Genomic DNA, 20430 nt, shown 5'->3' on the forward strand with positions numbered 1-20430 from the left:
ATGAAAATCAAAATCTTATTATCAATAATTGCAGCTGTAATCTTATTTAGCTGTAACAATTCTAAAAGTAATCAGGTAGCTAAAGCTGTAGACGTATTTTATAAAAATTATAAAGGCCCCTTCGAAGATGTTGACAAATCTTTATTGTCTGCAGAACTGGCTTCTCTTATTGATCGGGCAATTGCATTGGAAGATCAATCGGCAGCAGAGTTAAAAGCTGCTAAATCAACAGATAAACCCGCATTGATTGAAGGGGATATTTTTACGAGTATGTACGAGAGTTATACCTCTTATAAAATAGGACGTGTAAAAACTGATGAAGACAAAGCTACAGTTCGCGTAGAATTTACGAACAGCCGTGAAGGAAATAGGACGTGGACTGATGAGATCGATCTTGTCAAAGAAAGAGGTGTCTGGAAGATTGATAATGTACTTTATAGAATGAAAAACGCGCCCCGTGATAACCTTAAATTGATTCTTTCTGGATTTTTAGTGCAAGAACCAATTGCACGGAGCAAATGATAAGCTTTGTTGCTGTAAGGATATTTTCTTATATTAGGTATGGCAATTTGCCCAAAAAACCAAATATAAATTTATGAAAACCAAAATTCTATTATCGTCTCTGATTGTTGTCACACTTTTTTTTGGTTGCAGCAATTCTAAAAGTAATGAGGTCACTAAAGTGGTTAACTCATTTTACAAATATTATAAAGGTAGGTATGTTGGTGCGGACAAAGGTTTACTTTCTGCCTCTTTGTCTGTTCTCATTGATAAAGCCCTTGCAAAAGAGGCTGAATCGGCCGAAAAAATTAAGGCTTCGAAATCAACAGATAAACCAGATATGATTGAGGGTGATATTTTTACCAGTTTACATGAAGGTTATACTTCTTATAAAATTGGAGAGGTCAAAAGGGAGGGGGATAAAGCCACTGTTTCTGTGGAGTTTACAAATAAGAATTATAACAACACAACGTGGAAAGATGATGTGGTGCTGATTAAAGAGAATAAGGCGTGGAAAATTGATAATGTAAATTATAAAGGTGACGCCGGTGCTGGTAAAAATATTAAAGATGTATTAATGCAGTTTTCGTCGCAAACGTCGTCGGCAGCCCGGGTTGGTATAGTAGGGGGAGATTCTGATGCTCATGGTTGTAAGGCTTCTGCTGGTTATACCTGGAGTACGCTTAAAAAAGCTTGTATCCGTGTATTTGAATTACCTTTAAAATTATCAGATCCTAAAGGGAGTATGATGGCTGGAGTTGTTATTTCTGACGACAAAAAGCAAGCTGAGGTATTTGCTAAGGAAGGTGATTTTATCTTAAACCAAAAATCTGAAACTTCTTATGCAAGTTCTGCATCTGATGGTGGTATGTTTCTGGAAAAAAGAAATGGCATATGGGAATTTGGAGCATCAAAAGACGGAAAAGCGTTGTATGCTGAAAGCAAAAAATAGTATTGTATATCACTTTAAAATATGATTAGTCCTCAAAACTTTTATTGTTTAACAGATATTCGAAAGTATAAACAGGTTGATAACCGAGTATTCTTTTAGCTTTATCTGATACATAAACTCTATCAATACTATCAGGAAAAACCCATCCTTTTTCCTGATAGATTGATGGAGCAAGCGGGTAATATTTCTCGATAACTTCTATTGGAGAGGTTTTTAGCAAAGCCAAATCCTCCTTTTTGAACGGAGAACCACTGGAGATATTAAATATCTCAAACTGATCAAATCTTTTAGATAGAGCTAGTCTTAGTACTTCGGCTCCATCTCTTTCATCCAGCCCCCTGTAAATCCGGTGATTGATTTTTAAGTTATCTGTTTCTGGCAAAAATCTTCCTACTCTGTAAACTGATACTTGCAGGCCTTCTTTCAAAAAAAAATATTTACACAACTGTTCTGCGCATTGTTTGGTTATATCGTAGATATCTCTTGGTTGCTCAGTTAATGTCTCATCTACCCAAACTGCTTGATCAGGACTGGTCATTGCAGCTCCGTAAATGGAAGTGGTACTGATATAAAAGAACTGTTACATTGTTTTTAACAGCGGCATTCAGGAGGTTTAATGTACCCTTGATGTTCACATTGATAAAATTTTCTCTGGGATATTTTAGTTCATAATGTTTACCGTGAATAGCTGCCGTATGAATAATTACATCTATATTTTTGGTGATTTGGTCTACTTCAGAAGCCTTTAGTATGTCCGTCAGCTGATTAGTTGAGGGATGAGGGGTCAGATCAATTCCTGTAACTTCATGACCATGATTTTTGAGGTGACTTACTGTTACTGAGCCTAACTGTCCTGATGATCCTGTGACCAAAACCCGCATAAAATTGATTTAGATGATGAATTTCTTGATAAAAATGCTTAATTTTTCACAAAAAACAGCAATGGGCGAAAAGATCATATCAAAGGTAATAGGTACATTAACTGAAGATGATAGTCTTTCAGACTGGTGGATAGGGGAAGAGATTGAAATCCCATTTTTTGATGATGAGAAAGTAGGGATCAGTTTTACTGATTATAATCAGGAACATGATGAGACTTTTTTAGCTGAGGCTGATGATGCTTTACAACATTTTTTAACTCTGAATACTCAGGATAGAGATGCAGTAACCCATCTTGTCTATAAAAACTGTGTAGATTTTCTGGAAGCGGTGGAGGTTGATGAGGCAGACGAGGACCTAAGAGCAATTACTGATGAAAATGAGATTTGGAAACATGTACAGCCTACCGAAATCTATGTGACAAGACGGCTGTATGAACAAGAAGATCTTTATATTCAGGTTGCCTGTGCATGTGACTGGGATCAGGAACATGGTTTGCAGTTAGTTTTCAGACAAGGAAAAAAACTAACCAGAGTAAGCGGACAGGATGGTCATTTAACAGAAGCCGATGCTTATGGTAAACCAGATAGTGAAGATCTCCTGTTATCTCAGTTTTAGAGATTTAATAACCTTATAATAGCCTAAAAAAAGGGGATAGAATTACTGGTCCCCTGTCTTTTTTATATATCCTTTTTCTACCTGTCATCGATAAGTGTTTCAGTGAAATCCCATAACGACTCAGAACCATATTGGATTTTCCTGGTTTTCTCCATGACAGTATCGTAAGGTACGTTATATTCTGTCCATGTGCCGCCCTGGTTGGAGACATTCTGTAAGATAGGTTCAAACCTGTCCATAGAACGTGCAAACCTGGCTTCTGGAGTATCTCCGGTTTCGAATTCTTCCCAGATTGCAATAAACTCTTTTGCTTGTTCTGCGGGTAATAAACCGAATATTCTTTCAGCAGCTTTGCGTTCGGCAATTGTATTGTCATGGTTTACAATTGTATCATATAGAAAAACATCACCCGAATCAATTTCTACCAAATCATGGATCAGCAGCATCTTTAAAACTTTTAAAGTATCTACCGGCTCATTAGCATGTTCTGCAAGGATAAGTGCCATCATAGCAAGATGCCAGCTGTGCTCAGCATCATTTTCTCTCCTGTCACTATTAAAAAGACGTGTTTTTCTTTGAATATATTTAAGCTTATCAATTTCATGAATGAAAGCAACTTGCTGAAGTAATCTGTCTGAACTCATAAGGATATAAAATGATTCTCAAATATAAAAATGGAAACTGGTTATCATTGAAGGATTATCAAATATTACAAATCAATGTAAGTCTGGGGATTTGTCTAATTCTTTTGTCATTCAATAAAAAATTGCTTAACTAACAGATATTGTTTAACTTATCTCTTAAATTATCCTTTTAGCTAAGTATTAAACCTTAATCAAATTGAAATGACGCCTCTGACTAAACCATTAAATAATAAATCGATATTTACCTATTTGCTGCTGACCTTTCTGATCAGCTCCGTGTTTTATTTTTTAATTATTTATAATGGAAAACTCAGTGGGGCATATGGTCGTTATACAACTGGTTTAATGTGGTCCCCCGGTTTTGCAGCTTTCTTAACCTGTAGTATCCTGAAGCTGGATTTCAGAAGTTTGGGCTGGGAGTGGGGAGAGACTAAATACCAGGTACAAAGTTATTTTTTGCCACTTTTATATGCGCTGGTTACTTATCTGTTTGTTTGGTGTACAGGGCTGGGAGGGTTCTATAATCATGAATTTGTAAACGAAACTATGCTTGCGCTAAGGCTTGGTGTTTTACCGCCATGGTTAACAATCTCTATTTTCTTTTTGCTGACTGGTGGTGTCAGCATTTTTAGAAGTATGGCTAATGCAATTGGTGAAGAGATTGGGTGGAGAGGGTTTTTAGTACCAAGGCTTTATGTTCGTTACGGATTTACAGTTACCTCTGTTGTTACCGGTCTGATCTGGAGTTTGTGGCATTATCCGATATTACTTTTTGCAGATTACAATAGTGGAACCCCATCATGGTATGCATTGAGTTGTTTTACAGTAATGACCGTAAGCGGAAGTTTTATGTATACCTGGTTTAGAATGAGGTCTGGCAGTTTGTGGACAGCAGTTTTACTCCATGCAAGTCATAACCTGTTTATTCAATCCATTTTAGCCCCCTGACAACTGATCATGGGAAAACTGCTTATTATATAGATGAATTTGGTATCGTTTTGCCAGTAGTTTCTGTGGTTATAGCTATATTTTTCTGGAGCAAAAGAAAAATGTTAATACCGGGGATTAACAACAATATTCCTGAAATATCGTCTGGTAACATAGTTTAACATAACTGTTTTTTTTGTGTTAACTTTTGTTAAAATAATAGATATATTTGACATTCAGCGTCGGAAAACAGCGTATGGATTTCTATGAATTTTCAGATTACAGTAAATTATCAGATGATGAACTGGCGGGTTTGCTCAGGTCTGGCGATCGGTTGGCTTTTACTGAAATCTACGAACGTTATAAATCCTTACTTCACAGACATGCATATAAATGGACACGGGACAGAGATGATGCGAAAGACATCATACATGAAGTGTTTTCTAATTTATGGACTAAGCGTGAAACTCTTTCTTATGCCGGGAATCTAGGCCCTTTTCTATATACTGCGGCGGTACGCAATAGAATATTTAATTTAATCTCGCATAAACGTATTGTTTCCACTTATGTGTCTTCTGTACAGCAGATGATTCATAAAGGTGAATATGTCACTGATCAGGCATTAAGGGAAAAAGAACTGCGTCTGATTATTGATAAAGAAGTCTCTGTATTACCTCAAAAAATGCAGGCAGTCTTTAAACTTTCCAGGAATGAAAGTTTCAGCCATCGTGAAATTGCTGAAAAACTGGATTTATCGGAACAAACTGTGAGAAAACATATACAGCATGCTTTGAAAATATTGAGAGTCAAACTTGGTGTTTTCATCCTGATATTTATATTTCTGGCTTCAAGAAATTTATTTTAATCTTTTTTACCCCCTAAGCCGTCTTCACCTGTATCTTATTTAATAGCTAAATCTATTTATTATTTAGCGGAGAGAATATGGATGAAAAAGAACTTCAATCGCTTTTAAAGAAATACGTTGCAGGTCAATGTACAGATAAGGAAAAAGCGCCTTGTTAGAAACGTGGTTTCTAAAAGATGAGGTTAACGATATTCCCGGACTTACTGAAGAGGAAAGAGACGAAGATTTATCTGCTGTATGGGTTCGTCTGGAAACAGGCTTGGAGAAACCTGTAAAAAGGTTTCGTGTGCTGAATTATGCAGCAGCAGCTGCAATTCTACTGGTGGCTTCATCTGTACTGTTTCTCTACCTTTATAAATCTCCTGTGGCAACTGTTGCAGGCAGTACCTATGTGAATGATGTCCCTTCCGGAAAAAACAAAGCTTTTTTAACTCTTGGAGATGGAAGGCGTGTATCACTTGATGATGCTGTAAACGGCAATGTCATTCAGCAGGAAGGTGCAGTAATTACTAAAACCAGGGATGGTCAGCTGGTTTATAATGCCGGTGATCAAAAAAACGGAGATAATTCTTCTGTTCCAAATACGATTGAAACACCACAAGGCGGACAATGGCAGGTAAACTTGCCTGACGGAACAAAAGTCTGGTTAAATTCAGCTTCTAAACTAACTTATCCATCATCTTTTTCAGGACTCAAAACACGTAGCGTAATGTTGAGTGGTGAAGGTTATTTTGAGGTAGCCCATGATCGGTCAAAGCCCTTTATAATTGTTACTGATAAGCAGGTCGCTGAGGTTTTGGGGACACATTTTAATATCAATAGTTACGGTGATGAACCTGCAATAAAGACAACCTTGCTGGAGGGTTCAATCAAAGTTACTGTCAATAAAAAGTTCGAAATTCTTAAGCCCGGACAGGAGGCTGCTGCATCTGAAAAAATCAATGTAACGAATGTGGATACAGATAATGCTGTGGCCTGGAAAAATGGTGATTTTAATTTCGGACAGAATGATTTTCGTACAACTATGCGTCAGTTGGCAAGATGGTATAATGTAGAAATTGTTTATGATGATTCTGCGCCGGGCGATGTAAAGTTACATGGCTGGATATCACGTAGTAAAAGTGTTGTATCTGTCTTAAAAGTAATGGAATTAACTGGGGAAGTTCATTTTAAAGTGAAGGGAAGGAGGATCGTGGTGACTAAGTAGTAACAAAAAACCAGAAGCTATACACTCCTGGTTTAAGCCTGGCAATTAATAAAAAGAACAATTAACCCGCGAAATGCCTCAGCTTCGAAACATGAAGGCAAATCGTGAAACCGACCTAAACAAATGTATAAAATATATACCAAGAAAAATGGTGTGGGCTTTCCTCATGCCCGTAAAATCCTACTATTTATGAGACTGACCATCATCATATTAATAGCAACTTTCATGCAGGTGAGTGCCGCTGGTTATGCGCAGCGGGTATCCCTGAATGAGAAGAATATCCTGATTGAGAAAGTTTTTAAAGAGATCCGTCATCAAACGGGTTACGATTTTATCTTTAATCCGGGTATTATTCAGCAAGATAAAAGGATCAATATAAAAGTCAGCAATGTAACTCTTGAAGAGGCATTGAATATTTGTCTTGAAGGGTTGCCACTAACCATAAAATTGAAGAAAAGACAGTTATTATTAAACGTTCAGAGCGTTATACGCCCAATCTTACTGCGTTAAGTGCAGATTCTGTTGTTTATCGGGGAAGAGTAACTGATGAGACTGGTTTACCTGTTATAGGGGCTACAGTACGGATTAAGGGAAAAAATAAAGGTGCAATCACGGATGGAGATGGAAAGTTTCTGATCTCCGGTATCCCGGGTGCTCAGGTATTGGTTTTCTCTTATCTGGGCTATGAAACAAGAGAGATTCCTGCTACATCAGGTTTGATGAATATAGTTTTGACCAGCACACCTGGAGAGTTGAATGAAGTACTTGTGGTTGCTTATGGAACCGTAAAACGATCAAGTTTTGTAGGGTCATTATCCCAGATTAAGGGAGAACAATTGGAAAACAGACAGGTCTCCAATATTGGGAAAGCATTACAGGGATTGGCTCCCGGCGTACAGGTTGCTTCATCCAGCGGACAGCCAGGTACTGAAGCCACAATAAGAATAAGAGGTATAGGATCTATTAATGCTTCAAGTGCTCCATTATATGTGGTTGATGGTGCTCCATTTCAGGGTGATATCAATGCTATCAATGTAAATGATATTGCCTCTGTTAGTGTCCTTAAAGATGCATCTTCAAGTGCCTTATATGGATCAAGAGGGGCTAACGGTGTGATCATTATCACGACAAAAACCGGGAAGATCTCTGATGAACCAAGAATTAATGCCAGCTTTAGTCGCGGAATTTCAAACCGTGCCGTAAAAGATTATAAGCAAATGAATACTGATCAGTATTTCGAGAGTTTCTGGCTTGCTTTAAGAAATAAACAATTGACCAACGGTTTAACAGATGCACAGGCGAGAGAGAGTGCGAGTAACAGAGTGGGCAAAAATCTGGGTATTAATCCTTATGGAGAAAATTATCCAAAGCCTGTGGGTTTAGATGGTAAAATTGTTCCAGGTGCAGTTCTCTATGGGATGATAAATGGAGTGATTATTTAGAAAGGAATGCAAGCCGCACACAAGCAGATTTGAGCTTTAGCGGAGGAAATGAAAAGAGCCAGTATTTTATCTCTGGTGGTTACCTCAATGATAAAGGAATTGCAATCGGTTCTGGTTTTAGAAGATACAATGCTAGAGTAAATTTAACCACTAAGGCTAAGAAATGGCTTACTGCTGGATTAAACTTATCTGCTTCTAATTCAAAACAGGATTACCCTCAATCTGAAGATAGCAATACAGCAAATATTATTCTCGGTTCCAGAACTATGGCTAGTTTTTATCCTGTATATGAGCGCAATCTTAATGATGGTTCATTTGTATTAGATGATAATGGCGAAAAAGTGTTTGATTTTGGAGACTACAGGCCAGCTTCTGCAGCGCCAAGGTCTAACCTTGCGGCGACAGTAGATCTCGATAAAAATGAGATCCTGACAGATAATGCATCTGCGAGGGCCTTTCTGGAAGCAAGTATTTTGCCTGGACTAAAGTTTAAAACTCGTATAGCGGTGATTATAGAAATATTAACAGAAATTTCTACACCAATCCTTTGTTTGGAGATGATGCACCTATCAGAGGAACGGTTTCAAGAAATAATAACCGTCAGTATAACTATACATGGAATAATATCTTTACTTATGAAAAAACTATTAATGAAGACCATAACCTGAGTTTATTGGGTGGTCATGAGTTTTATAGCAGAAACATCAGAGAGATTTCAGGAAGCCGTCAGGGCTTTGTACTGCCAGAATTTTATGAACCTGATGCGGCAGCTCAGTTAAACGGTTTCAATGGATTTGCTGATAATTACAGATTGTTAAGTTTTTTTGGCCGGGCTGAGTATAATTATAAAAATAAATACTTTTTCTCCGGATCTTTGCGTACTGATGGTTCTTCACGATTCTCTCCTGAAACCAGGTGGGGTACATTCTGGTCTGTCGGTGGTTCATGGAGAGCTACTAAAGAAGATTTTCTGAATGATTCACCGTGGTTAAACAATCTTACTTTCAGAGCTAGTTATGGTGCGCAAGGGAATGATGATATTGGTACTTATTATGCTTATGAAGGGTTATATGCTATCTATAATAATCTGGGAGAAAATGGTCTGGTAACCAAGCGTATCTCCACCCCAGATTTAAAATGGGAAACCAATCTTAACTTTAATGTCGGGGTAGACTTTGGGGTCTTTAAAGATCGTATATCCGGAACAATAGAGTATTTTAACAGAGCTTCCCAAAATCTATTGTTCAGTTTGCCGAAAGCACTTTCAACTGGCTTTAAATCTATTGACGCAAATATTGGTGCATTAAAAAATACGGGAATAGAAGTACAGATCAATGCGATTCCTGTCATGACACGTGATTTTAAATGGACTTTCAGCATTAATGCAACGCATTATAAAAACAAAATTACTGAGTTGCCTCAGAACAACCAGATAGTTGGCAATAAATTGTTAAGGGTTGGCGGTTCTATTAATGATTTCTACATTAAAGAATGGGCCTGGTGTAGATCCTGCAAATGGAGATCCTCTTTGGTATACTAATAATGATAATGGGGAAAAGGTTACTACAAATAATTATAGTAAAGCTGCGTTTTACATTCAAGGTTCTTCTCTGCCGGATTTATTAGGCGGTATAACCAATACTTTCAATTATAAACAATTTGAACTATCGGCTATGCTGGCTTATAGTCTTGGTGGTAAGGTCTTAGATCGTGATTATGCATCTTTATTACATAATGGGAATCGTACCGGAGGAACGTGGTCAACCGAAATGCTAAATCACTGGACACCTGAAAATCCAAATACTGATGTACCGAGATTAACTACAGATAACCTGGGCTGGACTCAAACATCCACACGTCTATTGTATAGTGCTACTTATGCACGTTTAAAAACCGTAAGCCTGGGTTATAATTTGTCGAAAAAGCTGTCAGCCAGAATGGGTGTTCAAAACCTGAGACTTAATCTGACCGGTGAAAACCTGCTTACTTTTTACAGGCATAAAGGGATGGATCCTGAGCAGACTATAAGTGGTTCAACCTATTTCAGATATCCGGCGATGCGTACTTTTTCCGCTGGAATTAATGTGACTTTTTAATTATGATTTTTAATTATTTCAATATGAATATCAAGATAATTACTTCAATACTAGTTAGTACCCTGCTTTTATCCTTTATGGGTTGCAAGAAAGAACTGACTACAAAATCGAGTCAGGATGTACCAGAATCTGCAGTATATAAAGATGTTGCAAATATAGAGGCGGTTTTAAATGGGACCTGGGCCTATATGAATGAGGATGGATCTAGTTATGCGACGATTGGCTATTCTACCATTCTGAGAACATGTGATGCAATGGGAAACGATGTTGCTGTGAATCCTAATAAATATGGTTTTTCTGATGCTTATTCTTTTAACGGAGCCAATAATCAAGATCGTTTAGAGACTATTTGGACTATTTTATATAAGGTAATTAATAATTGCAATAATATCATTACCAGGATTGACGAGCAGCAAGCGGGTCTAAAGATAAAAAAGATCAGGTTAAAGGACAGGCACTAGCACTCCGTGCCAATAGTTATTTGAACTTAGCTACGTATTATCAATTTTCTTATCTTAAAGATCCACAGGCAAGAGCAGTACCTATTTATACAGAACCTACTGTTGGATCAACTCAGGGTAAGGGGAAATCAAGCCTGGAAGATGTCTATAAATTAATCACAGCAGATTTAACACAGGCCGAAACTTTGTTAGCTAAATATTCAAGAGAAGTGAAGTATAAGATCAATCTTGATGTGGTACATGGCTTGCAGGCCAGAACCTATTTGAATATGGGGAAGTGGGACCTTGCTGCAAAAAAAGCTGGGGAAGCGCGCGGAGATTATGCTTTTATGGCTCCAGCCGATTATTATACCGGCTTTAATGATCTGAAGAATAGCGAGTGGATTTGGGGACAGGGACAGACACCTAATCAAAGCAGTGAAAGTTATGCTTTTCATTATCTGGATGTGAGTGAGTTCACCATCATCTTATTATTATAGTTTTATGGCTGATCCGAATTTTAAAACTTTATTTGATCAGAATGACATCCGAACCAAATTGTTTTCCTGGGACGGTTTGCCTGGCAGAGAAGGCTTTCTGCGATATGCCAAATTTAAATTTCGTGCAGACCAGACTGGAGACATTGTATTCATGCGTTCAGCTGAAATGGTTTTAATACAAGCAGAAGGATTTGCAAGAAATTCGGACCTGAGTACTGCAATTCAGTATTTAAATGAATTACGTACTGCCAGAAAAGCTGATCAGTTTGTTTTGGGCAGTAATACTAAGGATGATGTAATCAATGCGATTCTGATAGAGAGAAGAAAAGAATTATGGGGTGAAGGTTTTTCTCTTTCTGATATACTGAGAACTCAGGGCTCTGTACAACGCGCTCCTTATGTGGATGAAAATGGACAACCTAAGCAAGTAACAATTGTTACGCCTGATGGAAATACTAGAGTTGTCCAGGCAGAACAGCATACTACGCTGAGGTTCCCTGATAAATCGAACTTTAAACCTAATAGTCCTTACTATTTGTTTAATATACCTCAGCTTGAATTGAATGCTAATCCGAATCTTACCAATTAGTTTTAATTAGCTTTTAGTATAAATATAAAGTGACCGGAATTTAACCGGCCACTTTTTTGGCATCTATTTAAAGAATGTTTTAGTAAGTATTCCTTAAAATCGTGTAATTTACGGGATGAACAAAACTATCCAGCGCGATCATCAGACAACAAATAAAATATTTGATAACAGAAGTTTAGAGAAGGATTATGCTACATTAATCCCCATTCTGAAAAATGGTCTGCGCGTGTTGGATATTGGCTGTGGAACTGGTGCTATATCAAAAGATATTGCAGAACGGGTAGGGCCAGCTGGTTCTGTCATCGGAATTGATAATACGGAGAAGTTTATCGCCAGTGGCAAAGAAAGCTATCAAACATTTTTGAATCTTGAATTGATCCATCAGGATCTGTTTAGTTATGAACCGGAAGAAAAATTTGATCTGATTGTTTCTGCACGTACTTTACAGTGGTTAAGTAATCCAAAGGAAGCCTTCTTGAAACTGAAAACTTTGTTAAAACCCGGCGGGCAGCTTTCTATTCTTGATTATAACCATGAACAGCTCAGCTGGGAGCCTCAACCACCAGAAAGCATGCTGACTTTTTACCAAACCTTTTTAAAGTGGCGTGCTGATGCAGGGATGAATAATCATATCGCCGAAGATCTTGCTGATTATTTTGCCGAAACTGGTTTTCATACTATTGAAATATTCAATTCCGATGAGGTTTATCATCAAAATGATGACAACTTTTTACAGCGCATTGGAATCTGGTCAAAAGTTGCGGGTTCAACGCAAATGGTTGAAGAAGGTTATCTTACAGACGAATTAAGGTTAAAGGCTATTGTAGAATATGATCAGTGGATTGTGACTGATGCGGTACAAATGATCATGAAGTTAAAGAAGTAAGTAAGAGGCAAAATCTGAATTTAAACAGTATTCAGAAGAATTAATTTATAAGTATACAACATTGACAGAATTCCCAAAAAATATCCGGTTTAAGTATAGCTGGAGAAAATATCAGCAACGTGTTTTTGATAAACTAGATCAGTATTTAACAGACGGACATCTTCATGTTATTGCACCCCCTGGTTCTGGAAAGACAATTCTGGGATTAGAGGTGGCTTTAAGGCTCAATAAAGCTGTTTTAATTCTGGCGCCAACTATAGCGATCAGAGGGCAATGGATTCAAAGATTCAGTGAATTGTTTTTACAGTCTGACCAAAGACCTGACTGGATTTCAATAGATATCCGTAAGCCAGGATTTATGACAGTTGTAACTTATCAGGCTTTACATGCAGCTTGCAACAACCTGCGTATCAATGAGCCAGAAATTGAAGCTGAGGAAGAAATTGAAGAAGAAGTTGAAAGTGAACATGGCAGTAATAAGAATCTTGATCAGATTGTTAAAAGGACTAATTGCACAAAATGTCAATACAGTTATCGTCGATGAAGCGCATCATTTAAAAAATGAGTGGTGGAAGACTTTAACAAAAGTTAAAGACAAGATTAAACCGATTATTGTTGGTTTAACTGCAACGCCTCCATACGATGTTACTGTGAATGAATGGCAAAGGTATCTAGAGCTTAACGGGCCAGTTGATATTGAAATTTCAGTACCTGAGCTGGTAATCGAGAATGATTTATGCCCGCATCAGGACTATATTCATTTTACTTTGCCAACTCATGAGGATGAACGAAATATACAGGCTTTCCGGCAAAATGTCTCTAACCTATATATAGAAATCAAAGCAGATAAAACCTTCATCAATGCTTTAGAGAGCTGGCCTGTCTGGATAGAACCCAGGGAGCACCTGGAATGGGTTTATAGCAACTTTTCTTTTTATGCTGCCTGCCTGATTTTTCTGAAAGCTAGCGGAAGTAAAATTTCAGACACACATCTCTGAGTGGTGGGGTGGGGGATTCCAAATTTAAAGTTCCAATACTGGATTACACCTGGATGGAAACCATATTACAGTTCTATCTTTTTAATAGTGAATTTTTTAAGGAATTTAAAGAACATCGTGTAAAACTTGAAAACCGGTTAACACATTACGGTATTATTGATGGCCGGCAGATTAGTTTATGGCATAATAAGAAAGTAACTGGTTTTTTAACATCAAGTACTAATAAATTAAACAGTATCAAAGAAATTGCTGACTTTGAGTATCAGCAACTGGGCACAGCACTTAGAATGGTTATCCTTTCGGACTATATCAGGAAAGAGTTTTATGTGAATGCTCCCAATAATAGTATGGAGCTGAACAAGATTGGTGTGATGCCAATTTTTGAGAAGTTAAGACGGGATAATCCTGCCCAAATGAAAATTGCTGTATTAACAGGCTCTATTGTGATCCTTCCTAAATCCGCTTATACTGCATTTGAAGCCTTGCCAAAAGCTGTTGGATTTTACAGGTTAATATATCGGCTGTGCCATTCGATGAACATTATATACTGATTCAAGCCGACGGAAAACTGAGAAATTCAATTATACAACTGGTGACTACAATTTTTCAGGCCGGTGGTATCGAAGTGCTGATTGGTACTAAATCTCTGCTGGGAGAAGGATGGGATGCGCCAGCAATCAATTCGCTGATTCTGGCAAGTTTTGTCGGTTCTTTCGTCCTGTCTAATCAGATGAGAGGGAGAGCGATAAGAACGCAAAAAGGTAATCCTGAGAAAACAGGGAACATCTGGCATTTAGTTTGTATCGATCCGACTTCGGCTACAGGTGGTGACGATTTTGAGCTGTTAAAACGAAGGTTCAAAGGATTTGTGGGTGTTTCATTCAAAGATAAATCTGGTATTGAGAATGGTATTAGCCGTTTAAACATCCCTGAAAGAATAAATAGTTCAGAGGGAATTGCACTCAGAAATAAAGAGACTTTTACCTATGCGCGAGATCGGAAATCCTTAAAAGAAACCTGGAATGTAGCTTTAAAAGCAGGTGTAGAGCTTGTCGAAGAGATTAAAGTCCCTTTCTCAGAAAAGAAGCCTTATCAAAAGCTGAAAAAGATGTACCTGAATAAAACAATTGCTTATCTGTTCGCGGAATTGTTTTTTGGCCTGATAAGTTTTGGAACAGATATGATCCAGTTTTTCTTTCAGTCGATCCGGTATATGAAAACCCCGGATGCTTTTTTTAACTGGATCATGCTTGCCGGGATTTTAGGGTTTATTTACTTTGGAAAACAACTTTATACCGCTTCGCGATTATATTTAAAATATAGTGATATCTCAAAAGATATTTTCCAGATCTCTAATGCTTTGTTAAAAGCACTGATCAAAGCGAAAGCAATCCATTCCGATCCTTCAAAACTAGAGATTATTGCCGTAAATGATCATTATGGTGCAGTTTATTGTCATTTGAGTGGAGGGACGACCTTCGAGAACGCTGTATTTATAGTTGCTTAAAAGAAATTATTGAGGTAATTGATAATCCACGGTATATAATGGTAAGAGAAAGCTGGTTGTTTTCTATCTTTCGTCAGAAAGATTATCATGCTGTACCAGAAATATTGGCGAGAAATAAAAGTCTTGCAGAATATTTCAGCGTACAATGGAGAGTTCATGTTGGCCCATGTAGTTTGATATTTACACGGACTTTAGCAGGCAGGAAATTTCTGCTGGAATCAAGAATGCAATCTTTATCTTCTGAATTTGTTGAAAAAAGCGAACAAGTGAATAAATGGAAATGATAAAAACCCCTGTGATTCTACATATTAAAGTAGAATTTGCAAATTGTTGCATCTATTTTTGCAATATATGACGGCATAGAATTTTTTTAAATTAAATTTGCGCCATAAAAACATACCATGATTTATTTCTTCTCCAACGAGCTTAATACTGTTTTTGCTTTACAATCAGAGCAAACTCTCTCATCGTCAGATATTTCAAAGTTAACTTGGTGTTTGGCGGGGCCCAATTTAAACAAGAAACCGTTTTAACGGAGTTCTTCATTGGTCCTCGCGCTGCAATGGTAACTCCATGGAGCACGAATGCTGTTGAAATTACCCAGAATATGGATATTCACGGGATCATCAGAATTGAAGAATTTAAAAATACAACGGCTGATTTTACTGGTTTTGACCCGATGCTGTTCCAAAAGTACAGCGAGCTTAACCAGGAAATCTATACGATCAGTCTTAAACCAGAGTCTATCCTGGAAATTGAAGATATCGCAGCGTATAATAAACAAGAAGGACTTTCATTAAGTGAAGAAGAAGTAGATTATTTAAATAAGTTATCAGAGAAATTAGGACGTAAGCTAACAGATTCAGAAGTATTTGGTTTTTCTCAGGTAAATTCAGAACATTGCCGTCATAAGATTTTCAACGGTACGTTTGTGATTGATGGTAAAGAGCAACCTTCATCTTTATTCAAACTAATCCGTAAAACATCCGAGGCTAATCCTAACGGGATTGTTTCAGCATATAAAGATAACGTAGCCTTCGTTAAAGGACCTAGAGTTCAGCAATTTGCTCCTAAAAGAGCTGATGTGCCGGAATACTATGAACTTAAAGATTTTGACTCAGTAATTTCACTGAAAGCAGAAACGCATAACTTTCCTACCACTGTAGAACCATTCAATGGTGCAGCTACAGGTTCTGGTGGTGAAATCAGAGACAGGTTAGCAGGTGGACAGGGTTCATTGCCTTTAGCAGGAACAGCTGTTTATATGACTTCTTTTTCTCGTCTGGAAGAAAATCGTCCATGGGAAAAAGCGGTGAACGAAAGAGACTGGTTATACCAGACTCCAATGGATATTTTAATCAAAGCTTCAAACGGAGCTTCTGATTTTGGTAACAAATTTGGACAACCATTAATCACAGGTTCAATTTTAACTTTTGAACACGAAGAAGACGCAAGAAAGCTTGGTTATGATAAAGTAATCATGCAGGCAGGTGGGTAGGTTACGGAAAAGCTGATCAGGCTCAGAAAGCAAAACCTTCCCTGAATGATAAAATCGTAGTTTTAGGCGGAGAAAATTATAGAATAGGAATGGGGGGTGCTGCGGTATCATCTGCTGATACAGGAGCTTTAGGTTCTGGTATCGAGCTAAACGCGATTCAGCGTTCTAATCCTGAAATGCAGAAAAGAGTTGCCAACGCAGTACGTGGTATGGTAGAAAGTGATCACAATACGATTGTATCTATCCATGATCATGGTGCAGGTGGTCACCTGAACTGTCTTTCGGAACTGGTTGAAGAAACTGGTGGAAAGATTGATCTGGATAAATTGCCGGTTGGCGATCCAACCCTTTCAGCAAAAGAAATTATCGGTAACGAGTCTCAGGAACGTATGGGATTAGTGATCAGCCAGGAAAACATCGATACCCTACAAAAAATTGCAGACCGTGAAAGGGCTCCAATGTATACTGTAGGTGATGTGACAGGAGATCATCGTTTTACTTTTGAATCAGCTACCAACGGGTCTAAACCAATGGATCTGAAAATGGAAGACATGTTTGGCAGTTCTCCAAAAGTAATCATGCAGGATAAAACAGTAGACAGAAAATATCAGCCGGTAACTTATAATACTGCTGAACTCTCTACTTATTTAGAGCAGGTATTACAATTAGAGGCTGTTGCAAGTAAAGACTGGTTAACAAATAAAGTTGACCGTTGTGTGGGCGGACGTGTTGCTAAACAACAATGTGCAGGTCCTTTACAATTGCCATTGAATAACTGTGGTGTAATGGCACTTGATTTTCAAGGTAAAGACGGTATTGCAACTTCAATTGGGCATGCACCGCTTTCAGCATTGATTGATCCGGCAGCAGGTAGCAGAAATGCAATCGCAGAATCTTTATCCAACATTGTATGGGCTCCTTTAAAAGACGGTCTGGAAAGTATTTCACTTTCTGCCAACTGGATGTGGGCTTGTAAAAACGAAGGTGAAGATGCCCGTTTATATATAAAGCAGTAAAAGCTTGTTCAGAGTTTGCAATCAGTTTAGGAATTAATATTCCTACTGGTAAAGACTCTTTATCAATGAAACAAAAATATAAAGACGGTGAGGTTATCGCGCCAGGTACAGTGATTATCTCTGCTGCTGGTCATTGTGATGATATTACCGCAGTCGTAGAGCCTGTTTTACGCAAAACCGGTGGGGCTATCTATTATATCAATCTTTCAGGAGACCGTTATAAATTAGGTGGTTCATCATTTGCTCAGATCTTAAATAAAGTTGGTACTGAAACACCTGATGTTTTAGATGCAGGTCAATTCAAAACTACTTTTAATACTTTACAAGAGTTAGTTAAAGCAGGTAAGATACAAGCAGGACACGATATAGGCAGTGGTGGTTTAATCACTACACTTTTAGAATTGTGTTTTGCAGATCGTAACCTGGGTGCTACCCTTGATCTTTCTGCTTTAGGAAACCAGGATATTATAGAAACACTTTGCTGAAAACATAGGTATCGTATTCCAGGCTGATGTGGCTGCTGAGGCAGTTCTTGAAGCTAATGGAGCAGCTTACCATAAAATAGGTACTGTAACAGAACAAGCTGAGTTAACAGTTAAAAATGCTTCTGGTAACTGGAGTTTTGATATTGATCATTTACGTGATGTATGGTTTAAAACTTCTTACCTGTTAGATCAGAAACAGAGCGGTCCGGTTAAAGCTAAAGAACGTTTTGATAACTATAAAAATCACGTATTAAATTATAGCTTCCCATTAAATTTTGATGGAAAGAAACCAGTTATTGATCCATCTAAACCAAGACCTAAAGCGGCAGTTATCCGTGAAAAAGGAAGTAACTCTGAAAGAGAGTTAGCTAATGCGATGTATTTGGCTGGTTTTGATGTTAAAGATGTACACATGACTGATTTAATCTCAGGCAGAGAAACACTGGAAGACATTCAGTTTATCGGTGCTGTAGGTGGATTCTCTAACTCAGATGTGTTAGGATCGGCTAAAGGCTGGGCAGGAGCGTTCTTATACAATGAGAAAGCAAAGAATGCACTGGAGAATTTCTTTAAGCGTGAGGACACCTTGTCTGTTGGTATTTGTAATGGTTGCCAGTTGTTTGTCGAGCTTGGTTTGATTAACGAAGATCACGCAGAGAAACCTAAGATGTTACATAACGAAAGTGCTAAACATGAGAGTGGTTTCACTTCATTAACAGTACAGGAAAACAACTCTGTAATGCTTTCTACCCTGGCAGGAAGTACTTTAGGTGTATGGATTTCACATGGTGAAGGTAAATTCCAGCTTCCATATGCAGAAGATCAGTACAATATCGTATCTAAATACGCTTATGAAAGCTATCCTGCTAATCCAAATGGCTCTGATTATAACACAGCGATGATGTGTGATAAAACAGGAAGACATTTGGTGATGATGCCGCATATAGAGCGTTCATTGTTCCAATGGCACTGGGCTAATTATCCACAAGGACGTAAAGATGAAGTTTCTCCATGGATGGAAGCATTTGTGAATGCAAGGGAATGGATTGAGAAATTAGAGAAATAGAATATTTAGAGTCTGCGGATTAAGCAGGTTCATCATTACGGCCCGATGTACTATCTTTGTATAGTAATCGGGCCGTATTTATATCAGGAGATTTTATGAAAAGGGGTTTGTTGTTATTTCTGCTGTTATTTGTTTACCGTGTACAGGCACAGGAGATCGTGTATGATGTGAAAATTGGTACAGCAAGTAAATATAAGAAAGACCCTACACCCAGGTTAGCCATGTACCTTGCTTTTGATCTGATTTTCCCGGATCGTTATCTGCCTTTACAGCTTTTTAAACTTACAGGAGTTAAAGTGATGAAAATAGAAAGTCCGGCAGACCCTGCCAGAAACTTTGTAATCGTTTTTAACAGAAAGGGACAGTGGATTGAGATGCGTACTGTAAAAGATACGTTATCAGTTACTTATAAAGATGGTGCGCCTCATGAATTTATAAGCCATTCGGGCAGATTTAATCAATTTTATTATTCGGGTGATACGGTGATTTCTGTAAGAGGGAAAACAACTGAACGCTATATTCGCAAAGGCAGAATTTTTCATAAAGTGAATGAACAGGGTGATAAGCTCGCTCTACCGGTAACCATTTATTCTAATACGAACTGGGACTTGCCCTTAACGATTCATTATAAGGAGCATCCTGATGATGACGAAATGAATTTCATGACAGACAGCTTTTTTAAAGATGAACATGGAAACCTGATTCTGGATAAAACACTATATACTCGTCGGGCCCACCTCGTTTTTCAAATGGAAAATGGATTACCTCTAACACTCAGTACCTTCAAACAGCGTTTATCTGGCGTTGACAAATCCGTAAAAGAGTCTGATCAAAAGCCCGATTTGCTAAATTTTAGCTACGAATATTTTGAAAAAGAAAAAAAAAAAAAAAAATAAAATATCGTCCTTGTGAGAGGTGATGTTTTTACCCCATATCCCAATAGGCTGATTTGCTACCAGAATTGTCTGAAATCATTATCCCTGAATCCCGAAAACAGAGCTTGTTGATATTTATGAATATCGGTAAAAATCAACCTTTACGTTTACTGACACCCCCTTTTTTGTTGATCATTTATAATTACCCTTACCTGATTTTCTCTGTTAAATCCGGTAAGAATTATGTGCCTTTTTTGCGCTGTAAAATCGCCTGAAATATCCACGTTTTTTTCTTGTTTTTTGACGGCCAAATCCGGCTGATTCTAGTCGCATATCCGCCACAGGGGCTAAAAACCGATAAATTTTGCTTACCTTTGCAATAGTTTTAGTTTAAACGTCCGCTGTTAAAGACGCCATCTGAGCGTTAAATTCTAGAAAG

General features: G+C 37.8%; 21 protein-coding genes and 2 pseudogenes. 21 read left to right on the top strand and 2 right to left on the bottom strand.

Going from position 1 to position 20430, the window contains the following annotated elements:
• Together ACWYN3_RS04710 and ACWYN3_RS04715 are read left to right on the top strand one after the other, a co-directional pair.
• Positions 1-522 (top strand): DUF3828 domain-containing protein, encoded by a 522-nt coding sequence (locus ACWYN3_RS04710; RefSeq protein ID WP_456220100.1) that lies wholly within the window; start codon positions 1-3, stop codon positions 520-522.
• A 73-nt stretch (positions 523-595) separates the two neighbouring features.
• A complete protein-coding gene (locus ACWYN3_RS04715; RefSeq protein WP_456220101.1) occupies positions 596-1453 on the top strand; it encodes a DUF3828 domain-containing protein in 858 nt (285 codons plus the stop codon).
• A gap of 25 nt (positions 1454-1478) precedes the next feature.
• Here ACWYN3_RS04715 and ACWYN3_RS04720 read toward each other — a convergent pair.
• Positions 1479-2334: pseudogene (locus ACWYN3_RS04720) on the bottom strand (NAD-dependent epimerase/dehydratase family protein).
• Positions 2335-2347: 13 nt separating this feature from the next.
• On the opposite strand from ACWYN3_RS04720, the gene ACWYN3_RS04725 reads away from it, so the two are divergent.
• Positions 2348-2950, top strand: a complete 603-nt coding sequence (locus tag ACWYN3_RS04725) for a DUF6985 domain-containing protein (protein WP_456220102.1) — start codon at positions 2348-2350, stop codon at positions 2948-2950.
• 77 nt (positions 2951-3027) lie between these two features.
• Here the strand turns inward: ACWYN3_RS04725 and ACWYN3_RS04730 are convergent, their stop codons facing one another.
• Positions 3028-3594: an HD domain-containing protein gene (locus ACWYN3_RS04730; protein ID WP_456220103.1), complete on the bottom strand. Its 567-nt coding sequence runs from the start codon at positions 3592-3594 to the stop codon at positions 3028-3030.
• 201 nt (positions 3595-3795) lie between these two features.
• On the opposite strand from ACWYN3_RS04730, the gene ACWYN3_RS04735 reads away from it, so the two are divergent.
• The 18 genes and pseudogenes from ACWYN3_RS04735 to ACWYN3_RS04820 all read left to right on the top strand — a co-directional run bounded on the left by ACWYN3_RS04735 (position 3796) and on the right by ACWYN3_RS04820 (position 20012).
• Complete coding sequence (locus ACWYN3_RS04735; protein ID WP_456220104.1) at positions 3796-4542, top strand: CPBP family intramembrane glutamic endopeptidase; 747 nt, start codon at positions 3796-3798, stop codon at positions 4540-4542.
• 235 nt (positions 4543-4777) lie between these two features.
• Positions 4778-5386 carry an RNA polymerase sigma factor gene (locus ACWYN3_RS04740; RefSeq protein ID WP_456220105.1) on the top strand — a complete coding sequence of 203 codons (609 nt, stop codon included), beginning with the start codon at positions 4778-4780 and terminating at the stop codon, positions 5384-5386.
• Positions 5387-5537: 151 nt separating this feature from the next.
• Positions 5538-6593 carry a FecR family protein gene (locus ACWYN3_RS04745; RefSeq protein ID WP_456220106.1) on the top strand — a complete coding sequence of 352 codons (1056 nt, stop codon included), beginning with the start codon at positions 5538-5540 and terminating at the stop codon, positions 6591-6593.
• Between the two features lie 123 nt (positions 6594-6716).
• Positions 6717-7103, top strand: a complete 387-nt coding sequence (locus tag ACWYN3_RS04750; RefSeq protein ID WP_456220107.1) for an STN domain-containing protein — start codon at positions 6717-6719, stop codon at positions 7101-7103.
• Positions 7104-7177: 74 nt separating this feature from the next.
• A complete protein-coding gene (locus tag ACWYN3_RS04755) occupies positions 7178-8035 on the top strand; it encodes a TonB-dependent receptor plug domain-containing protein (protein WP_456222885.1) in 858 nt (285 codons plus the stop codon).
• Positions 8036-8582: 547 nt separating this feature from the next.
• Positions 8583-9575 carry a hypothetical protein gene (locus tag ACWYN3_RS04760; protein WP_456220108.1) on the top strand — a complete coding sequence of 331 codons (993 nt, stop codon included), beginning with the start codon at positions 8583-8585 and terminating at the stop codon, positions 9573-9575.
• Positions 9508-10131: a hypothetical protein gene (locus tag ACWYN3_RS04765; protein WP_456220109.1), complete on the top strand. Its 624-nt coding sequence runs from the start codon at positions 9508-9510 to the stop codon at positions 10129-10131. Before ACWYN3_RS04760 ends, ACWYN3_RS04765 begins: the two co-directional genes overlap by 68 nt.
• Positions 10132-10154: 23 nt before the next feature.
• The gene (locus ACWYN3_RS04770) at positions 10155-10592 is read left to right on the top strand and encodes a hypothetical protein (protein WP_456220110.1); all 438 of its coding nucleotides are present in this window, start codon (positions 10155-10157) and stop codon (positions 10590-10592) included.
• A 20-nt stretch (positions 10593-10612) separates the two neighbouring features.
• Positions 10613-11071 (top strand): hypothetical protein, encoded by a 459-nt coding sequence (locus ACWYN3_RS04775; protein WP_456220111.1) that lies wholly within the window; start codon positions 10613-10615, stop codon positions 11069-11071.
• 4 nt (positions 11072-11075) lie between these two features.
• Positions 11076-11660, top strand: a complete 585-nt coding sequence (locus ACWYN3_RS04780) for a RagB/SusD family nutrient uptake outer membrane protein (RefSeq protein ID WP_456220112.1) — start codon at positions 11076-11078, stop codon at positions 11658-11660.
• A 115-nt stretch (positions 11661-11775) separates the two neighbouring features.
• Complete coding sequence (locus ACWYN3_RS04785; RefSeq protein WP_456220113.1) at positions 11776-12546, top strand: class I SAM-dependent methyltransferase; 771 nt, start codon at positions 11776-11778, stop codon at positions 12544-12546.
• A gap of 61 nt (positions 12547-12607) precedes the next feature.
• A complete protein-coding gene (locus ACWYN3_RS04790) occupies positions 12608-13090 on the top strand; it encodes a DEAD/DEAH box helicase (protein ID WP_456220114.1) in 483 nt (160 codons plus the stop codon).
• Complete coding sequence (locus ACWYN3_RS04795) at positions 13008-13544, top strand: DEAD/DEAH box helicase family protein (protein WP_456222886.1); 537 nt, start codon at positions 13008-13010, stop codon at positions 13542-13544. The genes ACWYN3_RS04790 and ACWYN3_RS04795 overlap by 83 nt, the downstream gene beginning before the upstream one ends.
• Before the next feature lie 8 nt (positions 13545-13552).
• On the top strand, positions 13553-14095 hold the full coding sequence (locus tag ACWYN3_RS04800; protein ID WP_456220115.1) for a hypothetical protein: 543 nt from the start codon (positions 13553-13555) through the stop codon (positions 14093-14095).
• A complete protein-coding gene (locus ACWYN3_RS04805; RefSeq protein ID WP_456220116.1) occupies positions 14068-15051 on the top strand; it encodes a hypothetical protein in 984 nt (327 codons plus the stop codon). Before ACWYN3_RS04800 ends, ACWYN3_RS04805 begins: the two co-directional genes overlap by 28 nt.
• Positions 15052-15089: 38 nt before the next feature.
• A complete protein-coding gene (locus ACWYN3_RS04810) occupies positions 15090-15335 on the top strand; it encodes a hypothetical protein (protein WP_456220117.1) in 246 nt (81 codons plus the stop codon).
• 117 nt (positions 15336-15452) lie between these two features.
• A pseudogene (purL, locus tag ACWYN3_RS04815) lies at positions 15453-19116 on the top strand (phosphoribosylformylglycinamidine synthase).
• Between the two features lie 95 nt (positions 19117-19211).
• A complete protein-coding gene (locus ACWYN3_RS04820; protein WP_456220118.1) occupies positions 19212-20012 on the top strand; it encodes a hypothetical protein in 801 nt (266 codons plus the stop codon).
• The last annotated feature ends 418 nt before the right edge of the window (positions 20013-20430 follow it).

Source organism: Pedobacter sp. NJ-S-72 (assembly GCF_053890575.1).